The 26445-nt window shown below is 63.5% G+C and carries 23 protein-coding genes; 15 read left to right on the top strand and 8 right to left on the bottom strand.

The genetic code is table 11. The features are described 5' to 3' along the window. The first annotated feature begins 204 nt into the window (after window positions 1-204). The 8 genes from LRP30_RS27805 to LRP30_RS27770 all read left to right on the top strand — a co-directional run bounded on the left by LRP30_RS27805 (window position 205) and on the right by LRP30_RS27770 (window position 9419). Window positions 205-2295, top strand: a complete 2091-nt coding sequence (locus LRP30_RS27805) for a molybdopterin oxidoreductase family protein (protein ID WP_249756815.1) — start codon at window positions 205-207, stop codon at window positions 2293-2295. A gap of 135 nt (window positions 2296-2430) precedes the next feature. Further along, window positions 2431-3213 (top strand): enoyl-CoA hydratase/isomerase family protein, encoded by a 783-nt coding sequence (locus LRP30_RS27800; protein ID WP_249756814.1) that lies wholly within the window; start codon window positions 2431-2433, stop codon window positions 3211-3213. 941 nt (window positions 3214-4154) lie between these two features. Beyond that, window positions 4155-4805, top strand: a complete 651-nt coding sequence (locus LRP30_RS27795) for a hypothetical protein (protein WP_249756813.1) — start codon at window positions 4155-4157, stop codon at window positions 4803-4805. A gap of 85 nt (window positions 4806-4890) precedes the next feature. After that, window positions 4891-5325: a recombinase family protein gene (locus LRP30_RS27790; RefSeq protein WP_249756812.1), complete on the top strand. Its 435-nt coding sequence runs from the start codon at window positions 4891-4893 to the stop codon at window positions 5323-5325. A 395-nt stretch (window positions 5326-5720) separates the two neighbouring features. Then, on the top strand, window positions 5721-6581 hold the full coding sequence (locus LRP30_RS27785; RefSeq protein WP_249756811.1) for a hypothetical protein: 861 nt from the start codon (window positions 5721-5723) through the stop codon (window positions 6579-6581). A gap of 118 nt (window positions 6582-6699) precedes the next feature. After that, on the top strand, window positions 6700-7512 hold the full coding sequence (locus LRP30_RS27780) for a hypothetical protein (RefSeq protein ID WP_249756810.1): 813 nt from the start codon (window positions 6700-6702) through the stop codon (window positions 7510-7512). Window positions 7513-7914: 402 nt separating this feature from the next. Further along, a complete protein-coding gene (locus tag LRP30_RS27775) occupies window positions 7915-8178 on the top strand; it encodes a hypothetical protein (protein WP_249756809.1) in 264 nt (87 codons plus the stop codon). Next, the gene (locus tag LRP30_RS27770; RefSeq protein ID WP_249756808.1) at window positions 8178-9419 is read left to right on the top strand and encodes a hypothetical protein; all 1242 of its coding nucleotides are present in this window, start codon (window positions 8178-8180) and stop codon (window positions 9417-9419) included. Before LRP30_RS27775 ends, LRP30_RS27770 begins: the two co-directional genes overlap by 1 nt. 141 nt (window positions 9420-9560) lie before the next feature. On the opposite strand, the gene LRP30_RS27765 is transcribed toward LRP30_RS27770, so the two are convergent. The 6 genes from LRP30_RS27765 to LRP30_RS27740 form a co-directional block, all read right to left on the bottom strand. Further along, the gene (locus LRP30_RS27765; protein ID WP_249756807.1) at window positions 9561-11117 is read right to left on the bottom strand and encodes an AAA family ATPase; all 1557 of its coding nucleotides are present in this window, start codon (window positions 11115-11117) and stop codon (window positions 9561-9563) included. A 169-nt stretch (window positions 11118-11286) separates the two neighbouring features. Further along, complete coding sequence (locus tag LRP30_RS27760) at window positions 11287-12249, bottom strand: hypothetical protein (RefSeq protein WP_249756806.1); 963 nt, start codon at window positions 12247-12249, stop codon at window positions 11287-11289. A 111-nt stretch (window positions 12250-12360) separates the two neighbouring features. After that, window positions 12361-12534, bottom strand: coding sequence for a hypothetical protein (locus LRP30_RS27755; protein WP_249756805.1), 174 nt, complete (start codon window positions 12532-12534; stop codon window positions 12361-12363). A gap of 520 nt (window positions 12535-13054) precedes the next feature. Further along, window positions 13055-13483 (bottom strand): heme-binding protein, encoded by a 429-nt coding sequence (locus LRP30_RS27750; RefSeq protein WP_249756804.1) that lies wholly within the window; start codon window positions 13481-13483, stop codon window positions 13055-13057. Continuing rightward, complete coding sequence (locus LRP30_RS27745; protein ID WP_249756803.1) at window positions 13476-16451, bottom strand: FAD-binding and (Fe-S)-binding domain-containing protein; 2976 nt, start codon at window positions 16449-16451, stop codon at window positions 13476-13478. The genes LRP30_RS27750 and LRP30_RS27745 overlap by 8 nt, the downstream gene beginning before the upstream one ends. 106 nt (window positions 16452-16557) lie before the next feature. After that, on the bottom strand, window positions 16558-17295 hold the full coding sequence (locus LRP30_RS27740; protein ID WP_249756802.1) for a GntR family transcriptional regulator: 738 nt from the start codon (window positions 17293-17295) through the stop codon (window positions 16558-16560). 129 nt (window positions 17296-17424) lie between these two features. On the opposite strand from LRP30_RS27740, the gene LRP30_RS27735 reads away from it, so the two are divergent. The 3 genes from LRP30_RS27735 (at window position 17425) to LRP30_RS27725 (ending at window position 20793) form a co-directional block, all read left to right on the top strand. After that, window positions 17425-18627 (top strand): alanine--glyoxylate aminotransferase family protein, encoded by a 1203-nt coding sequence (locus LRP30_RS27735; protein WP_249756801.1) that lies wholly within the window; start codon window positions 17425-17427, stop codon window positions 18625-18627. A gap of 143 nt (window positions 18628-18770) precedes the next feature. Then, a complete protein-coding gene (locus tag LRP30_RS27730) occupies window positions 18771-19970 on the top strand; it encodes an aminotransferase class V-fold PLP-dependent enzyme (RefSeq protein WP_249756800.1) in 1200 nt (399 codons plus the stop codon). A gap of 28 nt (window positions 19971-19998) precedes the next feature. Then, on the top strand, window positions 19999-20793 hold the full coding sequence (locus LRP30_RS27725; protein WP_128945008.1) for an enoyl-CoA hydratase/isomerase family protein: 795 nt from the start codon (window positions 19999-20001) through the stop codon (window positions 20791-20793). Between the two features lie 85 nt (window positions 20794-20878). Here LRP30_RS27725 and LRP30_RS27720 read toward each other — a convergent pair whose 3' ends face one another. Continuing rightward, window positions 20879-21313 carry a hypothetical protein gene (locus LRP30_RS27720; RefSeq protein ID WP_249756799.1) on the bottom strand — a complete coding sequence of 145 codons (435 nt, stop codon included), beginning with the start codon at window positions 21311-21313 and terminating at the stop codon, window positions 20879-20881. A 332-nt stretch (window positions 21314-21645) separates the two neighbouring features. After that, window positions 21646-21990, bottom strand: coding sequence for a hypothetical protein (locus LRP30_RS27715; RefSeq protein ID WP_249756798.1), 345 nt, complete (start codon window positions 21988-21990; stop codon window positions 21646-21648). Between the two features lie 261 nt (window positions 21991-22251). Between LRP30_RS27715 and LRP30_RS27710 the strand changes: the two genes are divergently transcribed. The 4 genes from LRP30_RS27710 (at window position 22252) to LRP30_RS27695 (ending at window position 26239) form a co-directional block, all read left to right on the top strand. Continuing rightward, the gene (locus LRP30_RS27710) at window positions 22252-23238 is read left to right on the top strand and encodes a tripartite tricarboxylate transporter substrate-binding protein (RefSeq protein WP_249756797.1); all 987 of its coding nucleotides are present in this window, start codon (window positions 22252-22254) and stop codon (window positions 23236-23238) included. Between the two features lie 72 nt (window positions 23239-23310). Then, a complete protein-coding gene (locus LRP30_RS27705; protein ID WP_249756796.1) occupies window positions 23311-23853 on the top strand; it encodes a tripartite tricarboxylate transporter TctB family protein in 543 nt (180 codons plus the stop codon). An 11-nt stretch (window positions 23854-23864) separates the two neighbouring features. Beyond that, window positions 23865-25388, top strand: coding sequence for a tripartite tricarboxylate transporter permease (locus LRP30_RS27700; protein ID WP_249756795.1), 1524 nt, complete (start codon window positions 23865-23867; stop codon window positions 25386-25388). Window positions 25389-26047: 659 nt separating this feature from the next. Next, complete coding sequence (locus LRP30_RS27695; protein WP_249756794.1) at window positions 26048-26239, top strand: DUF3606 domain-containing protein; 192 nt, start codon at window positions 26048-26050, stop codon at window positions 26237-26239. The last annotated feature ends 206 nt before the right edge of the window (window positions 26240-26445 follow it).

Here is a 26445-nt window from a genome sequence, read left to right as displayed (position 1 = left end):
CGGCACTGTAGCGGCAGGGGATGTGGACTGTCGACGGCTGACAAGTCCGATCGTGCCGGGAATATCGGGACGGTATCGGTGTGGCTGCGCCGCTGTTCGCAGTCGCGGCAGGAACCGGCCGCGCACGTGATCTGAGCAAATCGCATGGGCATTGCCGGATAAATGCCCTCGGCTGACAGGTATTTTGGTGTTACGAAATTGGCCATGAACCAGCACGCCAAAATCGAAATCCGCCATTCGACCTGTCCGCATGATTGCCCCTCGGCCTGCGCCCTCGATGTCGAGGTGATCGAAGGCCGCAGCATCGGCCGCGTGCGCGGTTCGAAGCAGCAGACCTATACGGCCGGCGTCGTCTGCGCCAAGGTCGCCCGTTACGCCGAGCGCATCCATCACCCCGAGCGGGTGACGTTTCCGATGCGCCGCATTGGGCCGAAGGGCTCCGGGCAATTCGCGCGGATCTCCTGGGACGAGGCGCTGGACGAAATTGCCGATCGCTTCAATCAAGCCGAGCGCGAGTTCGGCGCGGAATCGATCTGGCCCTATTACTACGCCGGCACGATGGGCCTGGTGATGCGCGACGGCCTCAACCGCCTCACCCATGTGAAGAAATATTCGCGCTTCTATCAGACGATCTGCGCCAATGTCGCGCGCATCGGCTTTGCGATCGGCACTGGCAAGATCGCCGGCGTCGATCCGCGCGAGATGGCGCTCTCCGACCTCGTCGTGATCTGGGGCACAAATCCCGTCAACACCCAGGTCAACGTGATGACGCACGCCTCGCGCGCGCGCAAGGAGCGCGGCGCGAAGATCGCAGCGGTCGACATCTACGACAACGAGACCATGAAGCAGGCTGACATCAAGATCATCCTGCGGCCCGGCACCGACGGCGCGTTCGCCTGCGGCGTGATGCATGTCCTGTTCCGCGACGGCTATACCGACCGCGCCTATATGGACAAATACACCGATTGCCCTGATGAGCTCGAGGCGCATCTGAAGACGCGCACACCGCAATGGGCGTCCGCCATTTGTGGCGTGCCGGTGTCGGAGATCGAGGCCTTCGCGAAAGCGGTTGGCGAGACCAAGCGCACCTTCTTCCGCTTCGGCTACGGCTTTACGCGCAGCCGCAATGGTGCCACGCAGATGCACGCGGCAAATTGCATTCCCGCAGTGATCGGCGCCTGGCAATATGAAGGCGGCGGCGCCTTCTTCAACAATTACGCGCTGTGGCATTTCAACGAATCCGTCATCGAAGGCCACGACGCGATCGACAAATCCACGCGCGCCCTCGACCAGTCGCAGATCGGCCGCATCCTCACCGGCGATGCCGAAGCCCTGCAGGGCAGGGGCCCGGTCAAGGCGATGCTGATCCAGAACACCAATCCGATGGCGGTGGCGCCGGAGCAGGCGCTGGTCCGCCAGGGCTTTGCGCGCGAGGATCTGTTCGTCGTGGTGCACGAGCAGTTCATGACCGAGACCGCCGAGATGGCCGATATCGTGCTGCCGGCAACCATGTTCATGGAACATGACGATCTCTACTACGGCGGTGGCCACCAGCACATCTCGGTCGGGCCAAAGCTGATCGACCCGCCCGGCGAATGCCGCTCCAACCACGAGGTGTTGCAGGCGCTGGCGCCGCGGCTTGGCGCCAAGCATCCGGGTTTTGAGATGACGCCCCGCGAATTGATCGATGCGACCTTGAGGCTCAGCAATCACGGCGACATCGCCGGCCTCGAAGCCGATATCTGGCGCGACCTGCAACCGGATTTCCGCACCTCGCATTATCTCGACGGCTTCGCCCATGCCGACGGGAAATTCCATTTTAGGGCGGACTGGGCGCATCCGCCGTTCGGTCAGACGATGGGCGATTTCGACAAGATGCCGGCGCTGCCGGATCATTGGGCGGTGATCGAGCACAGCGATCGGGCCCATCCATTCCGGCTCGCGACCAGCCCGTCGCGCAGCTTTCTCAACACCACCTTCAACGAGACGCCGTCCTCGCAGGCGCGCGAGGGCAGGGCCAGCGTCATGATCCATCCCCTCGATGCGGCCGCGCTCGACATCGCCGATGGCGATGCGGTGACACTCGGCAACGGCCGCGGCGAGACCACGCTGGTCGCAACGCTGTTCGAGGGCGTGCGGCGCGGCGTGCTGATCGCCGAATCTGTTCACCCGAACAAGGGTCATATCGGCGGCCGCGGCATCAACATGCTGACGGGCGCGGACACCATCGCGCCGATCGGCGGGGCTGCATTCCACGACAACAAGGTCTGGATTAGGAAGGCGCTCGCGGATTGAAGCGTGATCGCACGCTGATCCTCCTGCATATTGTGTCGAGGCGCTAAAGCGGCGCCTCGCCGCAGATTGCCCTTGCGCGCGCTGCCCCAGCTGCTGCAAATGACAGCAAAACGGGACCAACGAAGTGAGCGTGTCATGACCAACACCACAGCTGTCGTCACCGAAAAGCGCGGGCAGGCGTTCTGGATCACCATCAACCGCTCGGAGAAACGCAACGCCCTGAACGGCGAGGTCATCGCCGGCATCACCAAGGGCTATCGCGACGCGCATGACGACAGGGACGTCCGCGTCATCGTGCTGACGGGCGCGGGCGACAAGGCGTTCTGCGCGGGCGCCGACCTGCAGAATTCCGGCGCGGCTTTCGCGATGGATCATTCCAAACCAAATGTCGATTATGCCGATCTGCTACGTCTGTCGCAGAACGCCACCAAGCCTGCGATTGCGCGGGTCGGCGGCGTCTGCATGGCCGGCGGCATGGGCCTTTTGTGCATGACCGACATGGCGGTTGCGGCCGATCACGTCATCTTCGGCCTGCCGGAGGTGAAGGTCGGCGTGTTCCCGATGCAGGTGCTGAGTCTGCTGCAGAGGATCGCGCCGCCGCGCCTCGTCAACGAATGGGCGCTGACGGGCGAGCCGTTCGACGCCAGAGCCGCGCAGGTCGCGGGCCTCCTCAACTACGTCGTGCCCACGGCCGAGCTCGATGCCAAGATCGACTGGCTGATCGGCCGAATCGTCGACAAATCGCCCACCGCGATCCGCCGTGGCAAATACGCCATGCGCGCGATCGCCTCGATGTCGTTCGACGAGAGCATCGCCTACACCGAAAGCCAGATCGCGCTGCTCGCGATGACCGAGGACGCCAGGGAAGGCCTGAAGGCGTTCAGCGAGAAGCGCAAGCCGGCCTGGACGGGAAGGTGAGAGCGCCCCGTGTCATAGCACTTTGTTAGGTCGACTGCGATCGTGCTTCCCTCGACTGAGTTGGCTACCTAGAGCATGAGCCTCGCTTTCAGGCGCGAGATCTCTATGTTTCGAGTTTTCGCTGCCAAAGCAGAGGACTTTTCGTGAAGCTGAAGTTCGCGCTGTCTTCCAACGTTCCGTTTTAGTTGTATTCTGGCTTCTAGACTCTCCTCATCATACGGATGATCGCCACCAACACAGTCACGAATGCCGGGCGATATTGGTATAGGACCACGCTCTTGAACGCGGCGTTGACAGGCCCATGAAGCCGAGTCAGCGAACTCTACGCGATTGCGTGGAACGCTTGGCCTTGAGTCCGTGACCGGCTGAAGCCTCAGCATGTTTGGGGATGAGTTGCTTCAGGTCGGCTTGGCTATCTCACGCTCAGCGTAGGCGTCTCGGGCGCGAACATAGGTGGCCGCAAGTTTCGCCCACCGATTGGAGGCCGACATATCGACTGGCTTGACTGCATCCAGTCGTGGGCGCGCGATGTCTTGATGTTGAAAAGAGTGGGCGGATGGCCGCTCTACGCGCTTTCGAAGCGCCACCGGCCGCTCGCTCCCCACTATTCAGGCTTTGCAGTCGGTTAGATCGTGTTTCACGCATAATCCAAATCAGGCGATCAAACGAGCTTGTGATTGCCTATAATTTAGGCAAATTGCCTTAGATCGAAACTGTCCTATTCGAATTGCTCTCCTTCTCCGGCGCGGCGGTAGCGGAGTGTCGTTGGTGGGACACGCGCCGTTCGACAAGACGACGTTGTTGGGGGCATCCAAAAAGCGAAAACTTTTCGCATTTGGTTTGCCTCCAAGACCGTGCCAAGTTGCCATCATTCTGAAAAGATTGACGTTTTTCTCCTTTGGTGTATCTTGGTCTAGAATACATTCGAAAACGAGAGAGCGTTGGAGCGCGCGACCATGACGGGCGGCGAGCAGTTCGACTATGGTCAGTTTTCACCGGAGGTCCGGGACAGGCTGGAGGAGCTCGCGGGTGTCATCCTGGAGGGCGAGAAGCGGCTGACCTGCAGCGGGGTGGTGATCGGCGCAGCGCTGATAGAGGCCAAGCAACATTTCGCGCACGGCATGTTCTTGCGGTGGTGTCGTCTGGTCGCAGGATTCGAGCCGCGGAAGGCGCAACTCTATATGAATGTCGCGCATCTGTTCCAGTGCCACGGCGAGGACGTGTGCCGGCTCCCGCTGACCGCGGCGCAGGATCTGGGGGCTTCGTCGGTGAGCGAGGATACGGTGCACGAAGTGCTCGCGCGTGTGCGGCGCGGCGAGCGGGTGACGGTCGAGTGGGTCAAGCAGACGATCCGCCGCGACAAGGGGGGCTCCGTCAAAATGGAGACCGACCAGGCTCAGTCTGTCCAGATCGCGGCGATGATCACGGAGATGTTGGACGTCCGCCATTGCCGGCTTTTGCAGGCCTTCCTCGAGGAGCGGCCGTCGGCTCGCCAGTTCATGGCCGATCTTGCCGAGCGTGCGGCCGCGAAGATTCGCAGGAGCCGCGCCGCACGGGTGACGCCGGTGATCCTCAGTCTACCTGCGTCCTGATCGGGCATCCAACGTCGTGACGTCCGGTGTCGAAGGGGGCCGGACGGCATGTTTCTCGTTCGTCATCTAAGCGCAGGGGTCGGCGATGATCATAGACGAGTTGCTGCAACCGATTGTTGATGCGCTGGCCAGGACCGAGCTGGGCGCTCCAAAGACGCAAGCGGTCATTGACCGACATATCGAGGCGCTCGAGGCAATGTTGGGGCTTGGCTTGACCTACAAGCAGATTGCCGCGGGTCTGAACGACCGGGGGGCACGGGGTCGCACAGGGGCGGAATTCACCGAGCAATCGCTCTACAACCTTATCAGCCGAGCCAGGGGAAGGAAGGATCGCCCGCCCGTAGCGGCAACGAGGCGTCCGTCCGTTCGACCAGCCGATTTCGGCCGGCCATCGCCGCCGAGCGGGGCGCAGAACTCGCCGATCTCGCCTGAACTTGATCGGTTCAGGCAACGCATCGACCAGGCTCGGACCCAGGCCGCAATGGACGAGTTTCTGTTCCGTCGTGGAAAGTCACGGTAGCGGGCATGCTTCTGGATGAGAATCGTGTCGAGCTCGATCGGCTTGTGCGCCGGGTCCGCCGTCCTGCGATTGACGTCGCCGTTCAGCTCGAAGCTCTCGATCAGGCTGCGTCGTCATTTCGACGCCGGAGCGCGTGGCGCAGAGCTTCGGCTCGTATCGGGGAGGTAATCTCGCAATTGTCCGCGCTCGTAGACGCGGCACATCAGGCGGCTCGCACCGGAGCGGGCTCCATTCCGTCCGAGATATTGCCCGAGGCGTTCGAGGCGCTGGTCGGGCGCTATCCATTCTCGAACGTCGACATGGCGCCGGTTACGGCCGAAACGTTGCGGAATACGCGCGGTTACGCAGGTTCTCACCGGACGGCCGTTATAGATGCGCCCGTCGAGCCTCATGTCGTGAACGCGGCGCTGCGCCAGTTCTCGGGCAAACCGCATCTGGTGGCGGTCAGATCAACAGCGTTCCCATTTGACGCGGCGATGGCTTACTTCTTCGAAGGTCTGGCCGAGCCGATTGCGGACGATCTGAGAAGGCGGCTCGAAGACTTCGTCGTTCGGATGACGGATGTCGCGCCCGGCTTTCTTGAACATGTACGCGATCGTGTGTGTCTTGCGACACGGGATCCGGAGCGGCAAAACCGGGGACGGCGAACGCTCTACGATTGGGCCGAGCCGTCGCCCGAAGCCCGTCTGGTATGGGACGTGCTCGAGGCGGTCCTGCAGCCGGCGACGGAGCGGCCGAAGACGCCGGTTCAGGACGTCATCGTTCGGATCGTCGATCTGCTGGCGGGGTCGATTGCCGCAGACGGCATCCGTCCCGACATCATTTCGGCGATGTTGACGATCTGGGTCGCGAGCTGCCAGCACCACATTGTAGCAAGGCGTCTGTCGGGAATGCTGGACGGAGCGCCGGGGCAGGCGGAGACGCCGCGCCGCCGGCATCGACGCGGCTTCTGGATCGCCTGCCATGGCGCCGTGTGCGACTCGGCCGCCGAACTCTGGCGCCGCGCGTGCATGGGCGACCATCACCATGTCGCGCAGCTTGGCGGCGATTCCAAGTCCTTCGATGCAATGTCAGCCTCGCCTGCCGGCGACATCAGCAGCACGCCCAAAGGTCGCGCGACGGGATTGCCGGTGCCGACCCTCGATCTTGCCGCCGCGGCGACCGCCGAGACGACGCTGCGATTCCTTCGCAGCCTTGCAAAGGCCTGCGCCCCCAGGCTCCGCCCGCAAGCCGAGCCCGACGTCCTCAGACGATAGATGCCATTTCTCCGACGGATGACGACAATCTACAACAATTCCCGCGCAGGGTTCGTGGGAGCGTTGTTCGTCAAGCCGTGCCTTATTCAGCTGCTCACCGATAGAGGAGAAGCACCTGATGCAGGGATGGTACTTCATCGTCGTTCTGTCCGCCATCGGCGGCCAGGGAAAGACGCTGTTTTCCGAGCTCATGGTGCTGATCTTGCGCTCCCTCGGATGCAACGTTCAGATCTTTTCCGCGGACGTTCAGCAGCGGTTGGCTGCCAAGCTCGGCAGCGTCACCACGATTGACACCGATCTGCTCGACGCACCCGATGATCCCCTTGCCCTGTTGCGGGCATTTTCGCCCCTGTCTCACGCCATCGACCAGGCGGCGGAGAGCGGCGGCAGCATCGTGCTGGACACGGCGGCCAGGTGGGACGTGCCGGTCGTGCGTTTCCTGCGCGACGTGGGTCTCGATAAGGTGGTAGCCGATGGCGGCGGGCAGATGATCGTCGCGCTTGTGACGACCTCGAATCGTGACGCCATGCGCGCGTTGGCGACGACCACCGACTTGGTGCGCGCTGCGCTGCCACTCGCCCGGCCGGTGTGGGTGCTCAATGAACGGGTCGGCACCGTATTCCCGGCCGATTTCGACCCCGGCCTCCTCGACTTGGAGCCGGAGCACTTCGCCAAGATGCGTGCGGGCGTGTCGGAGATCGTGCTGCCGCGCATGGATGACCGTCTGTGGCAGCCTGTGGACCGTAGGGGACTGAACCTCGTCAATTTCGTGACCGCCGATCCGACGAAACTGGCCGCGTTGTGGCTTGATGCCTCGGGCCGGCCGCTCGATCGGCTGTCGGCGGCGACCGTTCAGCGGCGCATCGCGAACTGGATCGCAAAGATGATGGAGGAGGCCTCGCGCGGCCTCAGGTTTCCCCAGGCCGATTAGGCTCGCCCCGGACTTCGCACGAGCCGAGCAGCGCGGGGATGAGGCGGCTCGCGCGCTGATCCGGCGCCTCGCCCGATCGACCAGCCATCTTACCTTGCGCGATCTTCCATGGGAGTTTCAGTTGTTGACACGGGCCGAACGCGAGCAAGTCCTCAGACTGCGGGCCCATATCTACCGGACCCGGATCGGCACGTGCGAGCACATGCTGCGGCGGCTCGGCCGCAGGATGGACGCCGTCTGGAGCAAAATCAAGTGAATGGGGACAGCTCCAAGCAGGGCCGGAAAGAGCCATTGGCGAAGCATCCAGAGATTGGCTGTAGTACGCCAAACGCGACCAACGCCCCGTTTTCCGTGCGCCTGCCGAAAGCCCTCAAGGACGCCGCCACCGCGCGATCGGCCTCGATGGAGATCGATCTCGGTCAATACATCAGAGATCTGATCGAAGCTGATCTGTCTGGAACGCGTCCGCGCAGGAGGCGCGCCAAATACGACGGAATAAGACAAATGCTCGCCGAAATCCACGCAGCCATCATTGGCTGCGCTAACGAGGTCAAGCAGAGCAGCGCTCGGGCCGCGGATGCCGAACACCACGGGCAGATGATCACCTTGCTGCGGGATGCAGTGTCCGCCTTGCTGCTGCTTGCCCGCTCGATCGGGCCGCGGTGATGATCACGCGCGCCTTTCCATATCGGGGTTCGCTGACGGACGCCCGTCGTCTCGATGCGCACCTCTGGAAGGAAAAGGATCAGCGTCCGGAACTGGTGGAAATGCGCAATCTCTGCGTCCGTCAGACCATCGACGGCATGCAAGTCATGGCGGCCCTGACGGCGGCGTCCCGTGCCGAGATTGCCTTCTGGCATCTCTATGTTTCGCCCCGGAAGACTCTGACGGCGGACGAAGCGGCGAAGGTGGTCGACCTTGTCGTCACGGAATTGAAGGCGCATGACCACCCGTTGATGGTGTTCGCGCACAGCGACAAGCCGCGTGCGGGCGGGGGTGCAAATCATCTGCACCTGCTGATTGGTCACGTCTCGCCGATAACTTTTCGCGCGCTGGACATGCGCCACCATGCCCCGAGACTTCACAAAGTCATGGCGGTCGCGGCCTTTCTGATTGAGGGAAAGGCCGTCCCGAGCCGTTGGCACAAGTCGATTGTTCGGGCGCTTCGTGCCGATGGCTATGATCATGTTGCCGACTGGCTAATCGACGAACTCGGGGTTGCACCGGTCATCAATGCGCCGCGCATGACCGATTCCATGCGTCGATCGGCTCAGGCGGCCGGTTTCCCGCTGACCTTTCAGTCGGAGCTCGAACGTCTATGGAAGAGCCCAGCGACGGAATCGGAAATCGCCTGGTTCTTGGTTCGGAATGGCGTCGCGGTGAGACGCGGGAATGCGACGAACGGTATCGCGCTCTACCACGAAAAGCTTTTCGTCGGATCGCTGCATCGTATTCTCAGGCAGGACGCCTCGACTGTCCACCAAGAGGCTCAGCGCCGGATCCCCCGGCTGCTCGACGCCGATGAAAGCATCGTACCCGATGCTGCTCCATCACGCGCTTCGCCAGAGCACCTGAAGCCGTCGGATGCCGAGCGGCGCGCCCGTCTCGATCTGCAGAAGAGAATCGATGCCGTCGAGGGGGAGTTGGCCAGTTTGAAGACGGAACGGCTATCTTTGATCTACCAACCGAACCACGCAGGCTCGCGCGAGCGGAAGTCTAGGGACGAGATCGCCACCCGCATCCGCCGCCTTGCTCGGGCTGAGTCCATTCTGGAAGAAGCGATTTCGCTGCTGTGGCAGGATGCGAGGTGGATGGCCAGATCGGAGCTCGAACTGATGCAGGCCGCCGAGCGGAGTGTCACCTCGGTGGCAGTGGAACAGGCGCGTGCTCCGGGCTGGAGCCCTTAGTTCCAAAATTTCGTCCCGGTCTAATTTAGAGCCTTCGAAAGCGTCGTCAAGGCGCAGGGCTATAATGCCGCGTGCGGACGTTCGATGAGGATGGCTGAGGCCTCTGCCCGCTGGTCAGGCCGGGCGATCGAGTGAGGTCGTTCAATGGCGGCTTGCTTGGCCGTCGCGCTGGCGCAACACGATCTCGACGAGGCGGCGGAGCCGTCGCACCGATCCGCCGCGCCAATGGTGCGCGATGGCGGCCGTTTCGCTCGGGCTCAGGCCATCGATCCAGCGCTGGTCCATCCCCTGGTCGCGCAGGATGTCGGTGACTACCGCGGGGAGCAGGGCTTGAAGGTCCTCCTCTGCCGGCTTGGGGAAGACGATCTGGCGGAAGCGATCGAGCAAAGGAGAGGGCAGATTGTCGATGAAATTCGCCGTCGCAACGTAACAAACGTGTCGCAAGTCCACGGTGGTCTGCAGCGCGGGATCAGGATATTGCCGCGCCGAGTCGATTTCGAGGAACCCAAGAAGGCAGTCAAACAGGCGGCCGTGGTCTCTGCTGATCGCGGCCTTGTCGAGCTCATCGAGCAGGACCAGTACGTTGGCATGCCCGGCGCGGGCGATCGCCAGAAGCGGATGGCATGGCTGCGCGGTCGCCCATCTGCGGTCGGTTCCGGAGAAGGCCGCGCCATCGGCACCGCTGGAATCGGTCCGCCACATGCCGATGCCGAGAAGCTGATGCAGCCGTTGCGCGAACCGCGTCTTGCCGCCCCCGGGCGGCCCCACCATCAGCAGCGGGCGGAAGGCGATGGTGGGACGGCCGACCAGATCGGACAGCACGAAATCGACGACACTGGCAGCGTAGCTGAATTCCGCCATCAACTGGCGGCGCACCTCCGCAAGCGGCGGGGTCTTGATCAGCGGCAATGGCACATCGATCAGGCTTTTCAGCGGCGTGATGATCTCCTTGAATTTGTGGCCGGACATGGTGACCGGATCCGTTCGCGCCACGACGACATGGCCATCGGGAACGGCCGGGAGCGGCCCCGCCGTATCGACGTCGCCGCGCGCGGCCTCCCGCCCGTCGGCTTTGCGCAGACGCTCCCGCGAGCGCGCGAATGCTTTTTCCTCGGCCTCATCGATCCTGCGGCGGGCCATGCGGGCGCCGAGCATCGCCGCGGCCCGGATCGCCGGCGTCTGGAAGGCGCCTACCACCTCGTGCGCGCAGACGGGCAGCGCCGCCCAGCCATAAACGACAGCCTCGACCTCGGCGGCGAGCGCGAAGGTGATGGATTGCGGGAGCTTGCGAAGGGCAGCAGCAAGCGCGCTTGCGACACGGCGGTGCTCCTCACCGAGTGTCCTGTCGCGAGGTAGCGCGAGCGAGATCAGCCGGACGCAATCGGCAAGGCTCCGGCACTCCGACTGGTCCTCGCGAACCGCCCGGTGGTCAAGCTCGATGGCAAGCGCGCATCCGCTTGCGGCATCGGGCGTGTCAATCCAGGTCGCCGTCAGGGCGATGCCGGGGCAGACCGTCTCGATCTCGGCGGCGAGGCGCTGGTAAACGGAATGGTCGGCGCGCGAGGCCAGGACCGCATAGCGCAGCACGCGCGGCAACTCAGCGGCGGCTTGCTCGCCGGATGCGGAATCTTCGGCTGCGCCTTCGATGAGATCCTCATCGAAGTCGCTCAGTGGCGGGTCATCCAGATCATCGATCATGAGGTTGCTCGGCTTGCGTCGACGCCGGAAAGCGCGGCGACGGCCAGTCCTTTTGTGAAAAATTGCGGATCGCTCTTGCCGTCGCGGACGAGGGGAGGGCCCCGCCGAACGCGATCGACGAACATGGACGCCGCAGGAAACTTCCTGCGGCGCCCAGTCGCGGTCGGGTCTAGAGCTGCATCACCGGGCGCTGCGTCAGATCGACCGGCCGCCACTTCGAGCTATCGACATGCGCCCCGCACACCGCTTTGGCGGCGGTCGCCATCGACGGGAAGGCGATGTCGACCGTGATACGCATGCGATCGACGGCGCCCGGGATCGGCGTCAGCACGCCGGCCTCGAACAGGGCGGCGCGACGAGCCCGGGTCACCGGGCTCGCGCTCGGGTTCGTGGCAATGCGAAAATCCGAGCCGGACGCCACGACGAAACGGTCGTTGGCGGGATACCCGCGCGCCCAGATCGTCTCATCGTAGCGCAATTCGAACTCCGCGCCGCCCGGCGGCAGGTGCACGTCGATCTCCATCGGGCCGCTCTCGGCGTCGTCAGCCACTTCCGGCAACAGCGCAGGCGCGTCCACCTGCGGCATGCCGCCCGGCACCGGTTCGAAGGCGGTCAGCCCGGCATCGAACAACAAGCGCTTCGCGTCTTCGAGCATGCGCTCGTGCAGCGGCATCTCCAGCGGATCGATCTCGGGCATCCGCGGCGGGCACCCGGCGACCACCTTCATGACGCCGCAGCGATCGGCCGCAAGCGTCAGCCAGAACTGCAGGTAGGCCGCGGTCTCCTTCGTGAAGCGGACCTCTTTCGAGGTTCCGCGCACCACGACCATCAGGCGGGCCCACGCCTTCTGCGGATCAGCGAGGTGTTCGCCGAGCCGCCGGCTGAAGCAGTTCGTCTCGCCGAGATAGATCGGAACGTTGCCGTCCGCGGCGTCGCCGGTCATGGCGTAGAACGCCGGGCAGGCGAGCTCGCTCGCCACGAGCCGGGAGGCGAGGCTCATCGGAAACACCAGCACCTTGACGTGGGCGGCGCGGTCGATGATCTCGCGAACGTCGGCAACGCCCCCATAGGGTCGGTGCACATGGCTCGTGGTGCGCGTGCTGATGAGCGGCTTGTCCTTGAAGTACGACATGTTGAAGATCTCCTGTTCGATCGATTGTCCGTTGAGATCCGAACGACAGGCTGTCCTGGCATCTTGGTGCCGAGAAGCTGTGCCGTTCGGAAAGCTCGTTGGAGCGGGGGCCTAGTGGATCGCGATCGACGACAGCGAATGGTCGCCGGCCGTGCGCGTCAGCTCGCCCGACGAGCCGATGAGCCGCGGGTGCGCGAGGCGGGACCGGACAGCCCCTTGAGAGGGAACAGGAAGATCAAAAGCGGGAAACGCCGACGAATCGGCAATATACTGGCGGATAGCCATCGGTAGACTCCTATATAGTCTGCTGTGGTTAGGTCGCCGTCCGATCTGATTCATCGGCGGCGGCCGCCCTTGCGGTTACCGGTCAGGCGAGGACAAATATAGAACAAACTGTGGCCGTGCGCCACTGCATAGTGGAAATATCGTTAATTTCCCCCGGAATCCGTCGTGGCGATTTGCGCCTCCTGAATTGCGCAGCCAAGCGCTCGCCGATGCGACAACTTCAGGCGTTCCGCCGCGCGCGTGATTACGACGTTACCAGTCAGCCTTTGGAATGGATGCTGTGGTGCGAGACATCTTTGCACGCAGTTGCGTGGAGATGAATTCGAACGAATAGTCTCATCGGCCGCGTCGCCATCTCAGTTAGACAGCCGGTGCGACGACCCAGATCAGTCGACCGCCTGGTCGCGCACGCAACAGGAGCGATACAGTCTCTTCGCCTGAGCGGTGGGGTATTGGTGTTGTTCCCGCATCCGCATCGGTGACATTTTAGGGTGCGCAGCGCTCAAGTGGAATGACATGGCTACCCCGCGTTCGCCTTCAACCCCGCTGCCTGGATGCCCGCGACTGCGCAGGCTTCGTCATTGTCGGAGGTGTCGCCGGAGACGCCGACGGCGCCGAGCAGCGTCGTGCCATCCATGATCAGCACGCCGCCGGGGACCGGCACCAGCGCGCCCTTGGCCATAGTGTTCACCGCGTCGATGAAATAGGCCTGCTCCTGCGCGCGCTGGAATAGAGCGCGCGAGCCCATGCCCATCGCAAGTGCGCCATAGGCCTTGCCGTGCGCGATCTCGGCGCGCATCAGGCTAGTGCCGTCCTGCGCGGCTGCGAGCTTGAGCACGCCGCGCGCGTCCAGAATGGTGACGACCAGCGGCTTCAGCTTGAGTTCACCGGACTTCGCGAAGGCAGCGTCGAGGATCTTGCGAGCGGTGTCGAGCGTGAGGTCAGCCATGTCTGGTTTCCTTTGCAGCTGGAGACGTGGAATTGGTTTCGGCGCGATCGAGGCTCATCGCCAGCACGCGCGCGACGTGAAGCGCCTCGCGTTGGGTACCGTCGTGGATCTGGTGCCGGCAGGAGGTGCCATCGGCGACGACCAGCGTCGTCTGGTCTGCGCGCCGCACGGCCGGAAGCAGTGACAGCTCGGCCATTTCGATCGAGGCATCATAGGTGTCGGCGCCATAGCCGAAGGCGCCGGCCATGCCACAGCAGCTCGATTCGATGGTCTCGACCTCAAGGCCAGGGACGAGGCGCAGCACCTGCTCGACCGGCTTGAACGCGCCGAAGGATTTTTGATGACAATGGCCGTGCACAATGGCTTTGTCGGCGATGGTACCGAGCGGCAATTGCAGCCGGCCGGCCTCGGCCTCGCGCACCAGGAATTCCTCGAAGGTCAGCGCGTGGGCGCCGACCGCCTTGGCATCGTTGTCCTTGCGCAGCGAGGCGAGCTCGTCGCGCAGCGTCAGGAGGCAGCTCGGCTCGAGACCTATGATCGGCACGCCGCGCGCGGCGAAGGGCGCGAAGGTGGCCACGAGACGATCGAGCTCGGCCTTGGCCTCGTCGACGAGGCCGGCTGACAGGAACGTGCGACCGCAGCAGAGCGGGCGGCGGCCGCTCGCAGGCTTCAGCAGATGGACGCGATAGCTACCGGCTGCGAGCACGCGCAGCGCTGCGTCGAGATTTTCGCGCTCATAGATGCGGTTGAAAGTGTCAGCGAAGAGAACGACCTCGCGGCCACTCTCCGGTCCCACGCTTGCGGCCGGCGCCACGAAGACATCGTTGCGGAAGGCGGGCAGGGCACGGCGCGCGCTGATGCCGGCAAAGCGCTCGAACAGCTTTCGCAACAGCGGGCTGCGGTTGCGCAAATTCGCCAGCGGCGCGAAGCGCGAGGCAAGGCCTGCGTAGCGCGGGAGGTAGCCGACCAGGCGGTCGCGCAACGTGAGGCCATGGGACTCTGCGCGCGCGGCCAGCACTTCGATCTTCATCTTGGCCATGTCGACGCCAGTCGGGCACTCGTGGCGGCATGCCTTGCAGGAGACGCAGAGCTTCAGCGTCTCCATCATCTCGTCGGAGGCGAGCGCGTCAGGGCCGAGCTGGCCGGAGATCGCGAGCCGCAGCGTGTTGGCACGGCCGCGCGTGACATCCTTCTCGTTGCGCGTCGCGCGATAGGACGGGCACATCACGCCGCCCTCGAGCTTGCGGCAAGCGCCGTTGTTGTTGCACATCTCGACTGCGCCCTGGAAGCCGCCGCCGGCGCCGGGATAAGCGGACCAGTCGAGCCTGGTCTTCAGCTCGGTGACGCGGTAGCCGGGCCGGTAACGGAACAGCGAGCGGTCGTCCATCCTGGGCGCATCGACGATCTTGCCGGGATTGAGCACGCCGTCGGGATCGAAGCGCTGCTTCACTTCCTTGAAGTCGGCGACGAGGCGTTCACCGAACATGGTTTCGTGGAATTCGGAGCGCACCAGGCCATCGCCATGCTCGCCGGAGTGCGAGCCCTTGTACTCGCGCACCAGCGCAAACGCCTCTTCGGCGATGGCGCGCATCGCCTTGACGTCCTTCTCGAGCTTGAGATTCAGCACGGGCCGCACATGCAGGCAGCCTTCGGATGCATGCGCATACATGGTGCCGCTGGTGCCGTGCTTGGCAAACACTTCGTTTAGCCGCGCGGTGTAGTCGGCGAGATGCGGCAGCGGCACGGCGCAGTCCTCGACGAAGGAGACGGGCTTGCCCTCCTGCTTCATCGACATCATGACGTTGAGGCCGGCGGCGCGGAAATCGGCGATGCCGCTCTGGAGCGCCGGCTCAGTGATCTCGACCACGCCGCCCCATTTGCGCTTGTCGTTGGTCCAGCCGAAGCCGAGATCGCCCATGAGCTGGCCGAGCTGCTTGAGACGTGCCAGATTTTCGGTCTGGTCTTCTTCGGCGAACTCGACCACCAGCACGGCGTCTGGATCGCCCTTGATCGCGGCGGAGATGATCGGGCGAAACATTGCGATGTCGCGGCCGAGCGCGATCATGGTGCGGTCGACCAGCTCGACGGCAATCGGCTTGAGCTTGACCAGATGCTGGGCCGCATCCATCGCCTCGTAGAAGCTGCCGAAATGGCAGACGCCGAGCGCCTTGTTGCGGATCACGGGCCAGAGCTTCAGCTCGACCTTGGTGGTGAAGGCGAGCGTTCCCTCGGAGCCGACCAGGAGATGCGCCATGTTGTTCGGCGCATTGCGCGGCACCAGCGCATCGAGATTGTAGCCGCCGACCCGGCGCTGCACCTTTGGAAAACGCGCGGCGATTTCCTCGGCCTCGCGGGCCCCGAGATCGAGCATGTCGCGAAACAGGGCGCGTGCGCTGTCGCCAGCCTCAACATCGGAGAGATCGCGCGAGACCTCACCGAAGCGGCTCAGCGTGCCGTCGGCGAGGGATGCCTCGATCGACAGTGTGTTGTCGCGCATGGTGCCGTAGCGCAAGCTACGGCCGCCGCAGGAATTGTTGCCGGCCATGCCGCCGATGGTGGCGCGCGAGGCCGTGGAGACGTCGACCGGAAACCACAGGCCGTGCTTCCTGAGCTGGCGGTTGAGGTCGTCGAGCACGATGCCGGGCTCGACCACGCAGGTCCGGCCCTCGACGTCGAGCGACAGGATCCGGTTCAGATGCTTGGAGAGATCAACCACGAGCCCGTCATTGACGGTCTGGCCGCATTGCGAGGTGCCGCCGCCACGCGGGGTGACCTTCAGCCCCTCGTCGCGGGCAATCGCGAGCGACAGCAAGGCCTCGTCCATGGTCTTGGGCACGACCACGCCGGCGGGCATGATCTGATAGAACGAGGCGTCGGTGGAGTAGCGGCCGCGGCTAAAACCGTCGAACAGGACGTCGCCGGTGATTTCCGCGCGCAAGCGTCGTTCGAGCGAGGAAGCGTTTGTCATCCCTGATCCCGGACCGATCCAGCCAGGTGGTCCAGCCTTGCTGAGTTATTCACTATGTTTCGCGTTCGATTATATTGTGAATTCAAAATGAGCAAGCCGGCCGCCCTCAGGACGAGGCTGCTGCGTCCTCTTGCGGCTCGGTCAGGTGCTCGATCGCGGCCGCCCGCTTGTTGCGCAGGTGCTGGAACAGGATGTCGCTGAGCTCGCTTGCGGCCCGGCGGCGCAGCGCATCGAGAATGGCCTCGTGCTCGCGCATCGCCTCCGCCCAGCGCTGGCGCTTGCGGGCGAAATTGGCGGAGTAGCGGACGCGCCGGATCCGGCCGGCGAAGTTGGCGTAAGCCGTCTTCAGCGTCTCGTTGCGCGCGGCCGCGACGATGCTCTCATGGATGCGCTGGTTGGCCTGGAAATAGCCGTGCATGTCACGATGCAGGTAGCGGCCGTACATCTCGTAATGCAACTGCTCGATCGCGGTGATTTCCGCGTCGGTAATGGCTTCGCAGGCGAGGCGCCCGGCGAGGCTCTCCAGCCCCGCCATCACGTCGAACAGCTCCTCGAGGTCGCGCTGGCTGAGCTGGCGCACCCGCGCGCCGCGGTTCGGTAGAAGTTCGATCAGCCCCTCGGCAGCGAGCACCTTCAAGGCTTCGCGCAGAGGCGTGCGCGAGATTCCGAGCATCTCGCAGAGCTGCCGCTCGGGAACGCGCCCGCCTTCCGGAATGTTGCCCTCGACCACATAGTCGCGCAGCCGCAGCAGGATCTCGCCATGAAGCGAGGCCTCCTGGCGATCGCCGCCATTTGCGGCGGGCGGGGTAATCGGAACCCCGGTGTCGGGAATCGTGGATTTCATTTGCAGCACAGTAATTTGCTCATTCGGTCGCGTCGACGTCCACAATCGAATACCAAATTTCGATTGAAAGGACAAAAAATGAATGCAAAATAGCCGGGCCGGCCAGAATCCCACTGAAGGGAGGTTTTCATGCATCAGGGACGCCATTTCCTCCAGATTCCGGGCCCGAGCCCGGTCCCCGAGCGCGTCCTGCGCGCCATGGACATGCCGGTCATCGACCACCGCAGCGCGGAATTCGGCGAGCTCGGCCGGACCGTGCTGGAAGGCAGCCAGAAGATTTTCCAGACCAAAGCTTCCGTCGTGATCTTCCCCTCGTCGGGGACCGGCGCCTGGGAGGCCGCGATCGTCAACACGCTGTCGCCGGGCGACAAGGTGCTGATGGTCGAGACCGGCCATTTCGCCACGCTGTGGCGGCAGATGGCCGGGCGCTTCGGCATCGAGGCCGATTTCGTTCCGGGCGACTGGCGCCGCGGCGCCGATCCGGCCGTGATCGAGGCCAGGCTCACCGATGACACCACGTGCGGGATCAAGGCTGTCATGGTCGTGCACAACGAGACGTCGACCGGTGCGACCAGCCGCATCGCCGAGATCCGCGCCGCGATCGATCGCGCCTCGCATCCGGCGCTCTTGATGGTCGATACCATCTCCTCGCTCGGCTCGGTCGATTACCGCCACGACGAATGGAAGGTCGACGTCAGCGTCAGCTGCTCGCAGAAAGGGTTCATGCTGCCGCCCGGTCTTGGCTTCAACGCAATCTCGGACAAGGCCCGTGCCGCATCGAAGACCAACAGGATGCCGCGATCCTATTTCGACTGGGAGGAGATGCTCAAGCCCAACGCAAAAGGCTTCTTCCCCTATACGCCGGCGACCAATCTGCTCTACGGCCTGCGCGAGGCGATCGCGATGCTGCTCGAAGAGGGCCTCGACAACGTCTTCGCTCGCCACCAGCGGCTGGCTGCCGCGACGCGCGCCGCCGTCAACCATTGGGGCCTCGAGATCCTCTGCCAGGAGCCGGCTGAGTTCTCGCCGGTGCTCACGGCGGTGCTGATGCCGCCGGGGCATGACGCCGACCAGTTCCGGAAAGTGGTGCTCGACAATTACAACATGTCGCTCGGCTCGGGCCTGTCGAAGGTCGCCGGAAAGGTCTTCCGCATCGGCCATCTCGGCGAATGCAACGCGCTGACGCTGCTCGGCGCGCTCACCGGCGTCGAGATGGGCCTGTCGGTCGCCGGCGTGCCGCATCGCGCCGGCGGCGTCGATGTCGCGATGAAGCTGTTGGAGCAGCGCCCGCCGGGCAATGCATCGCCGCATCTGAAGGTCGTCGGCACGTAAGGGTGGTCGCGGTGGAAGGGGATGGTAGGCGAGGGCAGGCCGGCCCGTTATGCACGGACGTACCCTCTTAGAGGAGGGGACAAGCCGGTCAAATGGTGCTATTCGGCGCCCACCAAAGCAAGGCTAGACCGGGAAGGACGCCGATGACCATGCATACTGGAAGGCATTTCTTACAGATTCCAGGACCGACCAACGTGCCCGACCGGGTGCTGCGGGCGATGGACATGCCGACGCTGGACCATCGCGGTCCGGAGTTCGCCGAGCTCGGTTTTGCCGTCCTCGCCTCGATGCAGCGCGTGTTCCGTACCAAGCAGCCCGTGATCATCTTTCCCTCGTCCGGCACCGGCGCCTGGGAAGCGGCGATGGTCAATGTGTTCGCACCCGGCGACAAGGTCTTGATGTGCGAGACCGGCCAGTTCGCCGTGCTCTGGCGCGGCATCGCCGACAAGTTCAAGCTCGACGTCGACTTCATCCCGAGCGACTGGCGCCATGGCGCCGACCTTGCCGAGATCGAGAAGCGCCTTGCCGCCGACAAGCAGCACGCGATCAAGGCAGTCTGCGTCGTCCACAACGAGACCTCGACCGGCTGCGTGACGCCGCCGCTCGAGGTGCGCAAGCTGCTCGACCGCGTCAAGCATCCGGCGCTGCTGATGGTCGACACCATCTCCGGCCTCGGCTCGATGGAATACGAGCACGATGCCTGGGGCATCGACGTCTCGGTCGCAGGATCCCAGAAGGGCCTGATGCTGCCGCCGGGGCTCGGCTTCAACGCCGTCTCGGAGAAGGCGGTCAGCGTTGCCAAGGCCAACCCCGGCATGCGCTCCTATTGGGATTGGCAGGAGGTCATCAGCTTCAACAAGCTCGGCACCTTCCCCTATACGCCCGCGACCAACCTGCTCTACGGCCTGCGCGAAGCGGTCAAGATGCTGGAAGAGGAGGGGCTGGAGAACGTCTGGTCCCGGCACAAGCGCCACAGCGCGGCGACGCGCGCTGCGGTCAAGGTCTGGGGCCTGGAGACGCAATGCACCGATCCGGCCGCGCATTCGCCGGCGCTGACCGGCGTGCGCGTACCTGACGGACACGACGCCGACGCCTTCCGCAAGGTGGTGCTGGAAAACTTCGACATGTCGCTCGGCACCGGCCTGAACAAGGTCAAGGGCAAGGTGTTCCGCATCGGCCATATCGGCCATTTCAACGATCTGATGCTGATGGGCACGCTCGCCGGCGTCGAGATGGGCCTCGATCTTGCAAAGATCCCGCACCGGAGCGGCGGCGTGTTGGCGGCCATGGACGTCCTGAAGGGGCGCGAAATGGTGCCGATGGCGAAGGCCCAGGTGGCTTGAACTAACTCTAAGAAGAAGTGAGCGCGCGATGAACGCACCGACTGCCAACGAAGACCTGCTCTACTCCGTCCAGGACGGCATCGCGCGGATCACCTTCAACCGCCCGCAGGCGCGCAACGCAATGACCTTCGCCATGTATGACCGCATGGCGGAGATCTGCCAGGAGATCAACGCCGATCGCTCGATCAAGGCGCTGATCCTGACCGGCGCCGGCGACAAGGCGTTCGCCTCCGGCACCGACATCTCGCAGTTCCGCGCCTTCAAGTCCGCGCAGGACGCGCTCGACTACGAGGCCCGCATCGACCGCGTGCTCGGCACGCTCGAGCAGTGCCGCGTGCCGGTGATCGCGGCCATCGCCGGCGCCTGCACCGGCGGCGGTGCCGGCATCGCGGCCTGCTGTGACCTCCGCATCGGCACCGAGACGACGCGGATGGGCTTTCCGATCGCGCGCACGCTCGGCAACTGCCTGTCGATGTCGAATATCAGCCGCGTCGTCGCGCTGGTTGGTCCTGCCCGCACCAAGGATTTGATCTTCAGGGCGCGCCTGGTCGAAGCGCCGGAAGCCCTCGCGCTCGGCCTGCTCAACGAGGTCGTGCCTGACGTCGAGACCTTGCAGCGCCGCGCCGACGAGACCGCAAAGCTCGTCGCCAGCCACGCACCGCTGACGCTGGAGGCGACCAAGGAAGCGGTGCGCCGTATCCGGCGCACGCTGTCGCGCGAAGAGGGCGAGGACCTGATCCTGAAGGCCTATATGAGCGAGGATTTCCGCGAGGGCATGGATGCCTTCCTCAACAAGCGCACGCCGAACTGGAAGGGTAGGTAGCATCTCAGATCGGTAGCGCGGAACTAATCATGCGCGGAGCTTCGCATGCGCCTATTAGATCTAGGTATCTGGGCGCGTTCTAAGCCTATCTGTCGCGAGCGTCTTGGTAGCCCGTAGCCTCATCAATGAGGCGGATCATGTCCGAGTGTCGGAGCTTCTCGGCGATCACTCGGATGCGGTTAGCGAGGTTGCGCTGAGTGGCCTTTAGCACTCCGGCACGTTGGGCGCGCACAAACACATCACAGACCTCCGGGAGGAAGTTCGCCGCGTAGCCGAACGCCTTTCCGCCTTGTTTGGTGCGAAATTCAACCTGGTTTGCTAGCACAATCAAACTTTCGCCGATGAACGGTTTTAGGTTCTGCACCGTCAAGAATGCAGGCAGATTGGCGCCGCCCCTGTAATACTGCCGCCCCCTGGGTGGTCGAATGCGGCCGACGCCCACCATGAAGCCACGCTGAGTGATCACACGCTGCCCATTGTCTAGGACGTTAACCTCAATCTCGATGTCTTCAAAACGCATGACCCCTTCATGCGTCGCCTGCGGTAAATGTCTCGCCCAACGGGCCTTAGCCGCCTTCCGAGCAATCTCGTCGCCTGATAACGCCGCGGCTCTTGCAATGCCGCCGGCGGCTCGGGCGGGCACTCCCCACCGCGTTTTCCTCCGCTCGGGGACGGGATCCAAACTAACTTTGCTGCGCGCATCCATATTTCAGGAATATGGTCGGACCAGAAAATTGCAAGCCGGAAGCTTGCCCAGATCCTGCATGGGGTTATGCGGGCGTCTCTTCCGCCGGACCGCGGTTTTGGAGCGCGGCAACAAAGTGGCCTTATGAAGGCTGATGGACGACACGCTTACTCTGCGAGCAGCGCAGGCTCGTTTAAAACGACCTTCACGCGTGCGGGCGAAGAACAGTGCCAGAAGAACGATTTGAGTATCACGTCCTTGCACCCAATTTGCGGAACCGGCCGAAACGTTGCAGCCAGAGCTTGAGCAACGTTTAGGGCTCGGTAGATATCCCGCTCCTGATAGAGCTTCGGACCAAACAGGCTTCCCAGCAATCCGCCGCAGAAGGTGTGCTTGTGAGAGCGCACTAAGATGCTCCTTTTACTGACCGAGATCCAACAGGCGTCTCCGCTATCCAGGATGATCGTCGCGTCGTGGCCAAATCTCTCATTAATATAGAGGAGGCGCGGCATCGATTTAGCACTCTACCTTCTTTAAATTCTGTTTCAGCGAAGTGTCTGAGTTTGGAGATCTTGTATCAAGGCCACCGCGTTTTCAAAAGAGCCCCCTTGAGGCAGGTCGGTAGTAACCCATTTTGCGCGAGGCTGATCTCATTCCAAAGTCATAACGAGGATGATGCGGGATGGCTTGAACTCGGCCGGATTCGCCAGCACAATGGGTACTCAATTCAGCTCTGAATTTCCAATCCGAACAAGAACATAGGGAAGACGCGCGTGGGACATGGAATCAAGGCGGCGCTGGCGCTGACGGCCGCGCTTTGCGGCTCGCCGGCTTTTGCGGGCTGGGAACCGGCAAAGCCCGTCGAGATCGTGGTGGCGGCGGGCGCGGGTGGCGCCTCCGACCAGATGGCGCGGATGATGCAGGCCGCGATCCAGAAGAACAATCTGATGAAGCAGCCGATGGTCGTCTCGCTCAAGGGCGGCGCCTCGGGTGCGGAAGCGCTGATGTACATGAAGTCCAGCGAGGGCGATCCGAACAAGGTGCTGATCGCCTATTCGCTGATCTACATGCTGCCACTGTCGGCGAAGATCCCGTTCAACTGGCGCGAGCTGACCCCGGTCTCGGTGATCGCGCTCGACCAGTTCGTGCTGTGGGACAACAGCGCAGGTCCCAAGACGGTGAAGGAGTTCGTCGCGGCCGCGAAGGCGGCGAGCTCGCCCTTCAAGATGGGCGGCACCGGCTCCAAACGAGAGGATCACGTGCTGACCGTCTTCCTCGAGCAGAAGACCGGCGCGAAATTCTCCTATCTGCCCTACAAGTCCGGCGGCGAGGCCGCGACCCAGCTGGTCGGCCACCACACCGAAGCCAACGTCAACAATCCATCCGAGAATCTCGAAGTCTGGCGCGCGGGCCAGGTCCGTCCGCTCTGCGTGTTCGACAAGGAGCGCATCGCCTACTCCAGCAAGGTGACGGAGACGCAGTCCTGGGCCGACATCCCGACCTGCAAGGAGGAGGGCGTCGACGTCCAGTACCTGATGCTGCGCGCGATGTTCCTGCCCGGCAAAGTCACGCCGGAGCAGCAGGCGTTCTACGTCGATCTCTTCCAGAAGGTGACGCAGACCGCCGAGTACAAGGACTACATGGAGAAGCAGGCGTTGAAGCCGATCTTCCTCACCGGCAAGGACATGGTGCAATTCCTCGAGGAGGACGATGCCATCAACAAGTCGCTGATGACGGAAGCCGGGTTCGTCGCGAAGTAAGCTCTCTTCTCCCCCCTCGCCCCGTTCTTACGGGGAGAGGGGGGATTGAACGCACTCCGTCGCTGACAGCTAATGTCCCAAACCGATCTTGAAATCGTCGTCGACGATCCGACCGCGCCCGAGGACGATTCTCCCTCCGTCGTTTCCTCCGGCACGATCGAGATCGTCGTCTGCCTCCTGCTGCTGGCCCTTGCCGTCACGCTCGGCTACGACAATTGGCGCACCGGCGCGTCCTGGGATGCGACCGGGCCCGAGCCCGGCTATTTCCCGTTCTATCTCTGCGTCATCCTCGGCGGCGGCAGCCTCTACGGCCTGATCGTGGCGCTCCTCGCGCACCGCGCGGCGCGCGAGACCTTCGTCACGCGGGCGCAAGCCCGCCGCGTGATGGCGGTGTTCGTGCCGACGCTGCTGTTCTGCCTCGTGACCCAGTTCCTCGGCCTCTATGTCGCGAGCTTCCTCCTGATCTCGGGCTTCATGCGCCTCGTCGGCAAGATCGCGCTGTGGAAGTCGCTGCTCACCGCTTTCGTGTTCACGGCGATCATGTTCGTCACCTTCGACATCGCCTTCGACGTCATCATGCCGAAAGGGCCGCTCGAAGCGGCCCTCGGCCGCTAGGACGGATCGCGATGGAAGCGTTTGGTCTCCTGCTTCACGGCTTCGCGGTCCTGCTGACGTGGAAGACGCTCGTGCTGATGATGGTCGGGCTGGTGCTCGGCATCTTCGTCGGCGTGCTGCCGGGGCTCGGCGGCCCCAACGGCGTTGCGATCCTGTTGCCGCTCACCTTCACGATGGATCCGACCTCGGCGATCGTGATGCTGTCCTGCATCTATTGGGGCGCGCTGTTCGGCGGTGCGATCACCTCGATCCTGTTCAACATCCCCGGCGAAGCCTGGTCGGTCGCGACCACGTTCGACGGCTATCCGATGGCGCAGCAAGGCAGGGCGGCGGAGGCGCTGACCGCGGCGTTCACGTCCTCCTTCATCGGCTCGCTGGTCGCGGTGATGCTGATCACCTTCCTCGCGCCGATGATCTCGTCCTTTGCCCTGAAATTCGGCCCGCCCGAGTTCTTCGCGGTGTATCTATTGACCTTCTGCTCCTTCGTCGGCCTCGGACGCGAAGCCAAGCACAAGACCGTCATCTCGATGTCGCTGGGTCTTCTGCTCGCCGGCGTCGGTATGGACACGGTGTCAGGCCAGTTGCGCATGACCTTCGGCTCGGTCGAGCTTTTGCGCGGCATCAACTTCCTGGTCGCGGTGATCGGCCTGTTCGGCATCAGCGAGATCCTGCTGACGATGGAGGAGCGACTGGCGCTGCGCGGACATGCGGCGAGCATCTCGCTGCGCGTCGTGCTCAGCGTCTGGAAGGACCTGCCGAAATATTGGGTGACGCTGCTGCGCTCCTCCTTCATCGGCTGCTGGCTCGGCATCACCCCGGGCGGCGCGATCGCGGCATCCTTCATGGGCTACAATCTGGCCAAGCGCTTCGCCAAGGAGCCCGAGAGCTTCGGCAAGGGCCGCATCGAGGGCGTGTTCGCGCCCGAGACGGCGGCGCATGCGTCCGGCACCTCGGCATTGCTGCCGATGCTGGCGCTCGGCATTCCCGGCTCCGGCACCGCGGCGATCCTGCTCGGCGGCCTGATGGTATGGGGGCTCAATCCGGGGCCGCTGCTGTTCGTCGAGCATAAGGATTTCGTCTGGGGCCTGATCGCCTCGATGTATCTCGGCAACGTCGTCGGTCTCGCGCTGGTGCTGACGACGGTGCCGATCTTCGCCTCGATCCTGCGCGTGCCGTTTGCGGCAGTGGCGCCGATGATCGTGGTGTCCTGCGCGATCGGTGCCTATGCGATCCAGAACGCGATGTTCGACATCTGGCTGATGCTCGGCTTCGGAATCGTCGGCTACGTCTTTAAGAAGATCGGCATTCCGCTGGCGCCGTTCACGCTGGCGCTCGTGCTCGGCAACCGCGCCGAGGATGCCTTCCGCCTGTCAATGATCGGCTCCGGCGGGACCCTGAAGGTGTTCTGGTCGAACGGGTTGGTTGGATCGATCACGACGCTGGCGATCGTGCTGCTGTTCTGGCCGCTGATCGACCACTTGCTCGCCCGCGCTGGCATTGCACGCCCCTCCAAACAAGGCCGCGCGCGTCTCTGACTCGGCGCCTGTCGCGCCCTTGGAAAGCCAGACCATCTCGCGTTTCCGTGCTTAGGAGCGAATGAGGGGACAGCGTTAGCGATCCGTCGACAGGAACGAGGCCATTGCACTTTTGATTGTTGAGAGCCGGCCTCCTTTAGGCTGGCGCGGCGGCCTCGGCTATCTCCCTCCAGCCGCTGCCGGGGCCGCATCTCGCATGAACAGTTCGTAAATCCTCTGTTCAGCGGCCGTTGCGCATTAGCGTCATATAAGAGTCATTGCGGGAACTCGCTTTCCATTGCTTTGATTAAGCTCGATCAAAGGGAGAGAAACAGTGCTCATTCAAGCTGCATTACTAGCGCTGGGTGCTCTTGGACCAATATCGGCCGCACCTGTCCAGGAAGCTCAAATCCAACAAATCCAATTCCGGGGAAGAGACGGCGGCTGTCCGCCTGGCTACGACTTCAACTTTTCCAACGGCCGCTGTTATCCGAACAACTATCACGCCCCGGGGGTCTATAAGAGGCCGCTGCCCGATGATCCGCCCTACGGCTATTACCGGCCCCACCGGCATAGGTACCCGTACCCACCAGCGTATTATGACCGCTACTAGGCTGGCCGCGCGGGCCCTCTCTGACGTTTGTGGAACATTATGAGTCTGCTGCCGTTTTCGCGAGGCAATGGAAGTTGCAGCAGAATATGGGCAAGAAAGCGAAGAAGCAGTCGGCCCGCGGCCGCAGGATCGTGCCCGCGTCGCGGGTGGACAGGACTATGAGGTGCGGCACGAAGCGAAGAAGACGCGCCGATCGGTGTCTGCCGTGAAGAAGATGGGCGGCAGCCGTAAGAACGTTGAGCGACGCTTAGATCGATGAGGGGGCTTGGCGTTCGGGGCATCTATTAACTTAGGAACGAGCGCCGTCACAGCCAGTTCGAATGATCAGTCTTGCGTGCCATCGATTGGCAAGACTTTGTTGCCACTTGACTCCAGTTCGTCCCCCTTGAAGTAGGGCCTTCGTTTTGCGTCCGATTCACAAAGTTGAATGCATGAGATGTTTTTGAGGATCAAACAGCGTTTGCC

Origin of the sequence: Bradyrhizobium sp. C-145, assembly GCF_023375135.1 — a bacterium.
GTDB lineage: Bacteria > Pseudomonadota > Alphaproteobacteria > Rhizobiales > Xanthobacteraceae > Bradyrhizobium > Bradyrhizobium zhanjiangense.
The sequence above is the reverse complement of the archived record's forward strand: the minus strand, read 5'-3'. Positions and strand labels throughout refer to the sequence as shown.

Excerpts from the sequence above, each read along its gene's own strand:
- LRP30_RS27805 (WP_249756815.1), top strand. The coding sequence starts at position 205 with ATGAACCAGCACGCCAAAATCGAAATCCGCCATTCGACCTGTCCGCAT.
- LRP30_RS27800 (WP_249756814.1), top strand. The coding sequence starts at position 2,431 with ATGACCAACACCACAGCTGTCGTCACCGAAAAGCGCGGGCAGGCGTTC.
- LRP30_RS27790 (WP_249756812.1), top strand. The coding sequence starts at position 4,891 with ATGATCATAGACGAGTTGCTGCAACCGATTGTTGATGCGCTGGCCAGG.
- LRP30_RS27780 (WP_249756810.1), top strand. The coding sequence starts at position 6,700 with ATGCAGGGATGGTACTTCATCGTCGTTCTGTCCGCCATCGGCGGCCAG.
- LRP30_RS27775 (WP_249756809.1), top strand. The coding sequence starts at position 7,915 with ATGGAGATCGATCTCGGTCAATACATCAGAGATCTGATCGAAGCTGAT.
- LRP30_RS27770 (WP_249756808.1), top strand. The coding sequence starts at position 8,178 with ATGATCACGCGCGCCTTTCCATATCGGGGTTCGCTGACGGACGCCCGT.
- LRP30_RS27765 (WP_249756807.1), bottom strand. The coding sequence starts at position 11,117 with ATGATCGATGATCTGGATGACCCGCCACTGAGCGACTTCGATGAGGAT.
- LRP30_RS27760 (WP_249756806.1), bottom strand. The coding sequence starts at position 12,249 with ATGTCGTACTTCAAGGACAAGCCGCTCATCAGCACGCGCACCACGAGC.
- LRP30_RS27755 (WP_249756805.1), bottom strand. The coding sequence starts at position 12,534 with ATGGCTATCCGCCAGTATATTGCCGATTCGTCGGCGTTTCCCGCTTTT.
- LRP30_RS27750 (WP_249756804.1), bottom strand. The coding sequence starts at position 13,483 with ATGGCTGACCTCACGCTCGACACCGCTCGCAAGATCCTCGACGCTGCC.
- LRP30_RS27745 (WP_249756803.1), bottom strand. The coding sequence starts at position 16,451 with ATGACAAACGCTTCCTCGCTCGAACGACGCTTGCGCGCGGAAATCACC.
- LRP30_RS27740 (WP_249756802.1), bottom strand. The coding sequence starts at position 17,295 with ATGAAATCCACGATTCCCGACACCGGGGTTCCGATTACCCCGCCCGCC.
- LRP30_RS27735 (WP_249756801.1), top strand. The coding sequence starts at position 17,425 with ATGCATCAGGGACGCCATTTCCTCCAGATTCCGGGCCCGAGCCCGGTC.
- LRP30_RS27730 (WP_249756800.1), top strand. The coding sequence starts at position 18,771 with ATGACCATGCATACTGGAAGGCATTTCTTACAGATTCCAGGACCGACC.
- LRP30_RS27725 (WP_128945008.1), top strand. The coding sequence starts at position 19,999 with ATGAACGCACCGACTGCCAACGAAGACCTGCTCTACTCCGTCCAGGAC.
- LRP30_RS27720 (WP_249756799.1), bottom strand. The coding sequence starts at position 21,313 with ATGCGTTTTGAAGACATCGAGATTGAGGTTAACGTCCTAGACAATGGG.
- LRP30_RS27715 (WP_249756798.1), bottom strand. The coding sequence starts at position 21,990 with ATGCCGCGCCTCCTCTATATTAATGAGAGATTTGGCCACGACGCGACG.
- LRP30_RS27705 (WP_249756796.1), top strand. The coding sequence starts at position 23,311 with ATGTCCCAAACCGATCTTGAAATCGTCGTCGACGATCCGACCGCGCCC.
- LRP30_RS27700 (WP_249756795.1), top strand. The coding sequence starts at position 23,865 with ATGGAAGCGTTTGGTCTCCTGCTTCACGGCTTCGCGGTCCTGCTGACG.
- LRP30_RS27695 (WP_249756794.1), top strand. The coding sequence starts at position 26,048 with ATGGAAGTTGCAGCAGAATATGGGCAAGAAAGCGAAGAAGCAGTCGGC.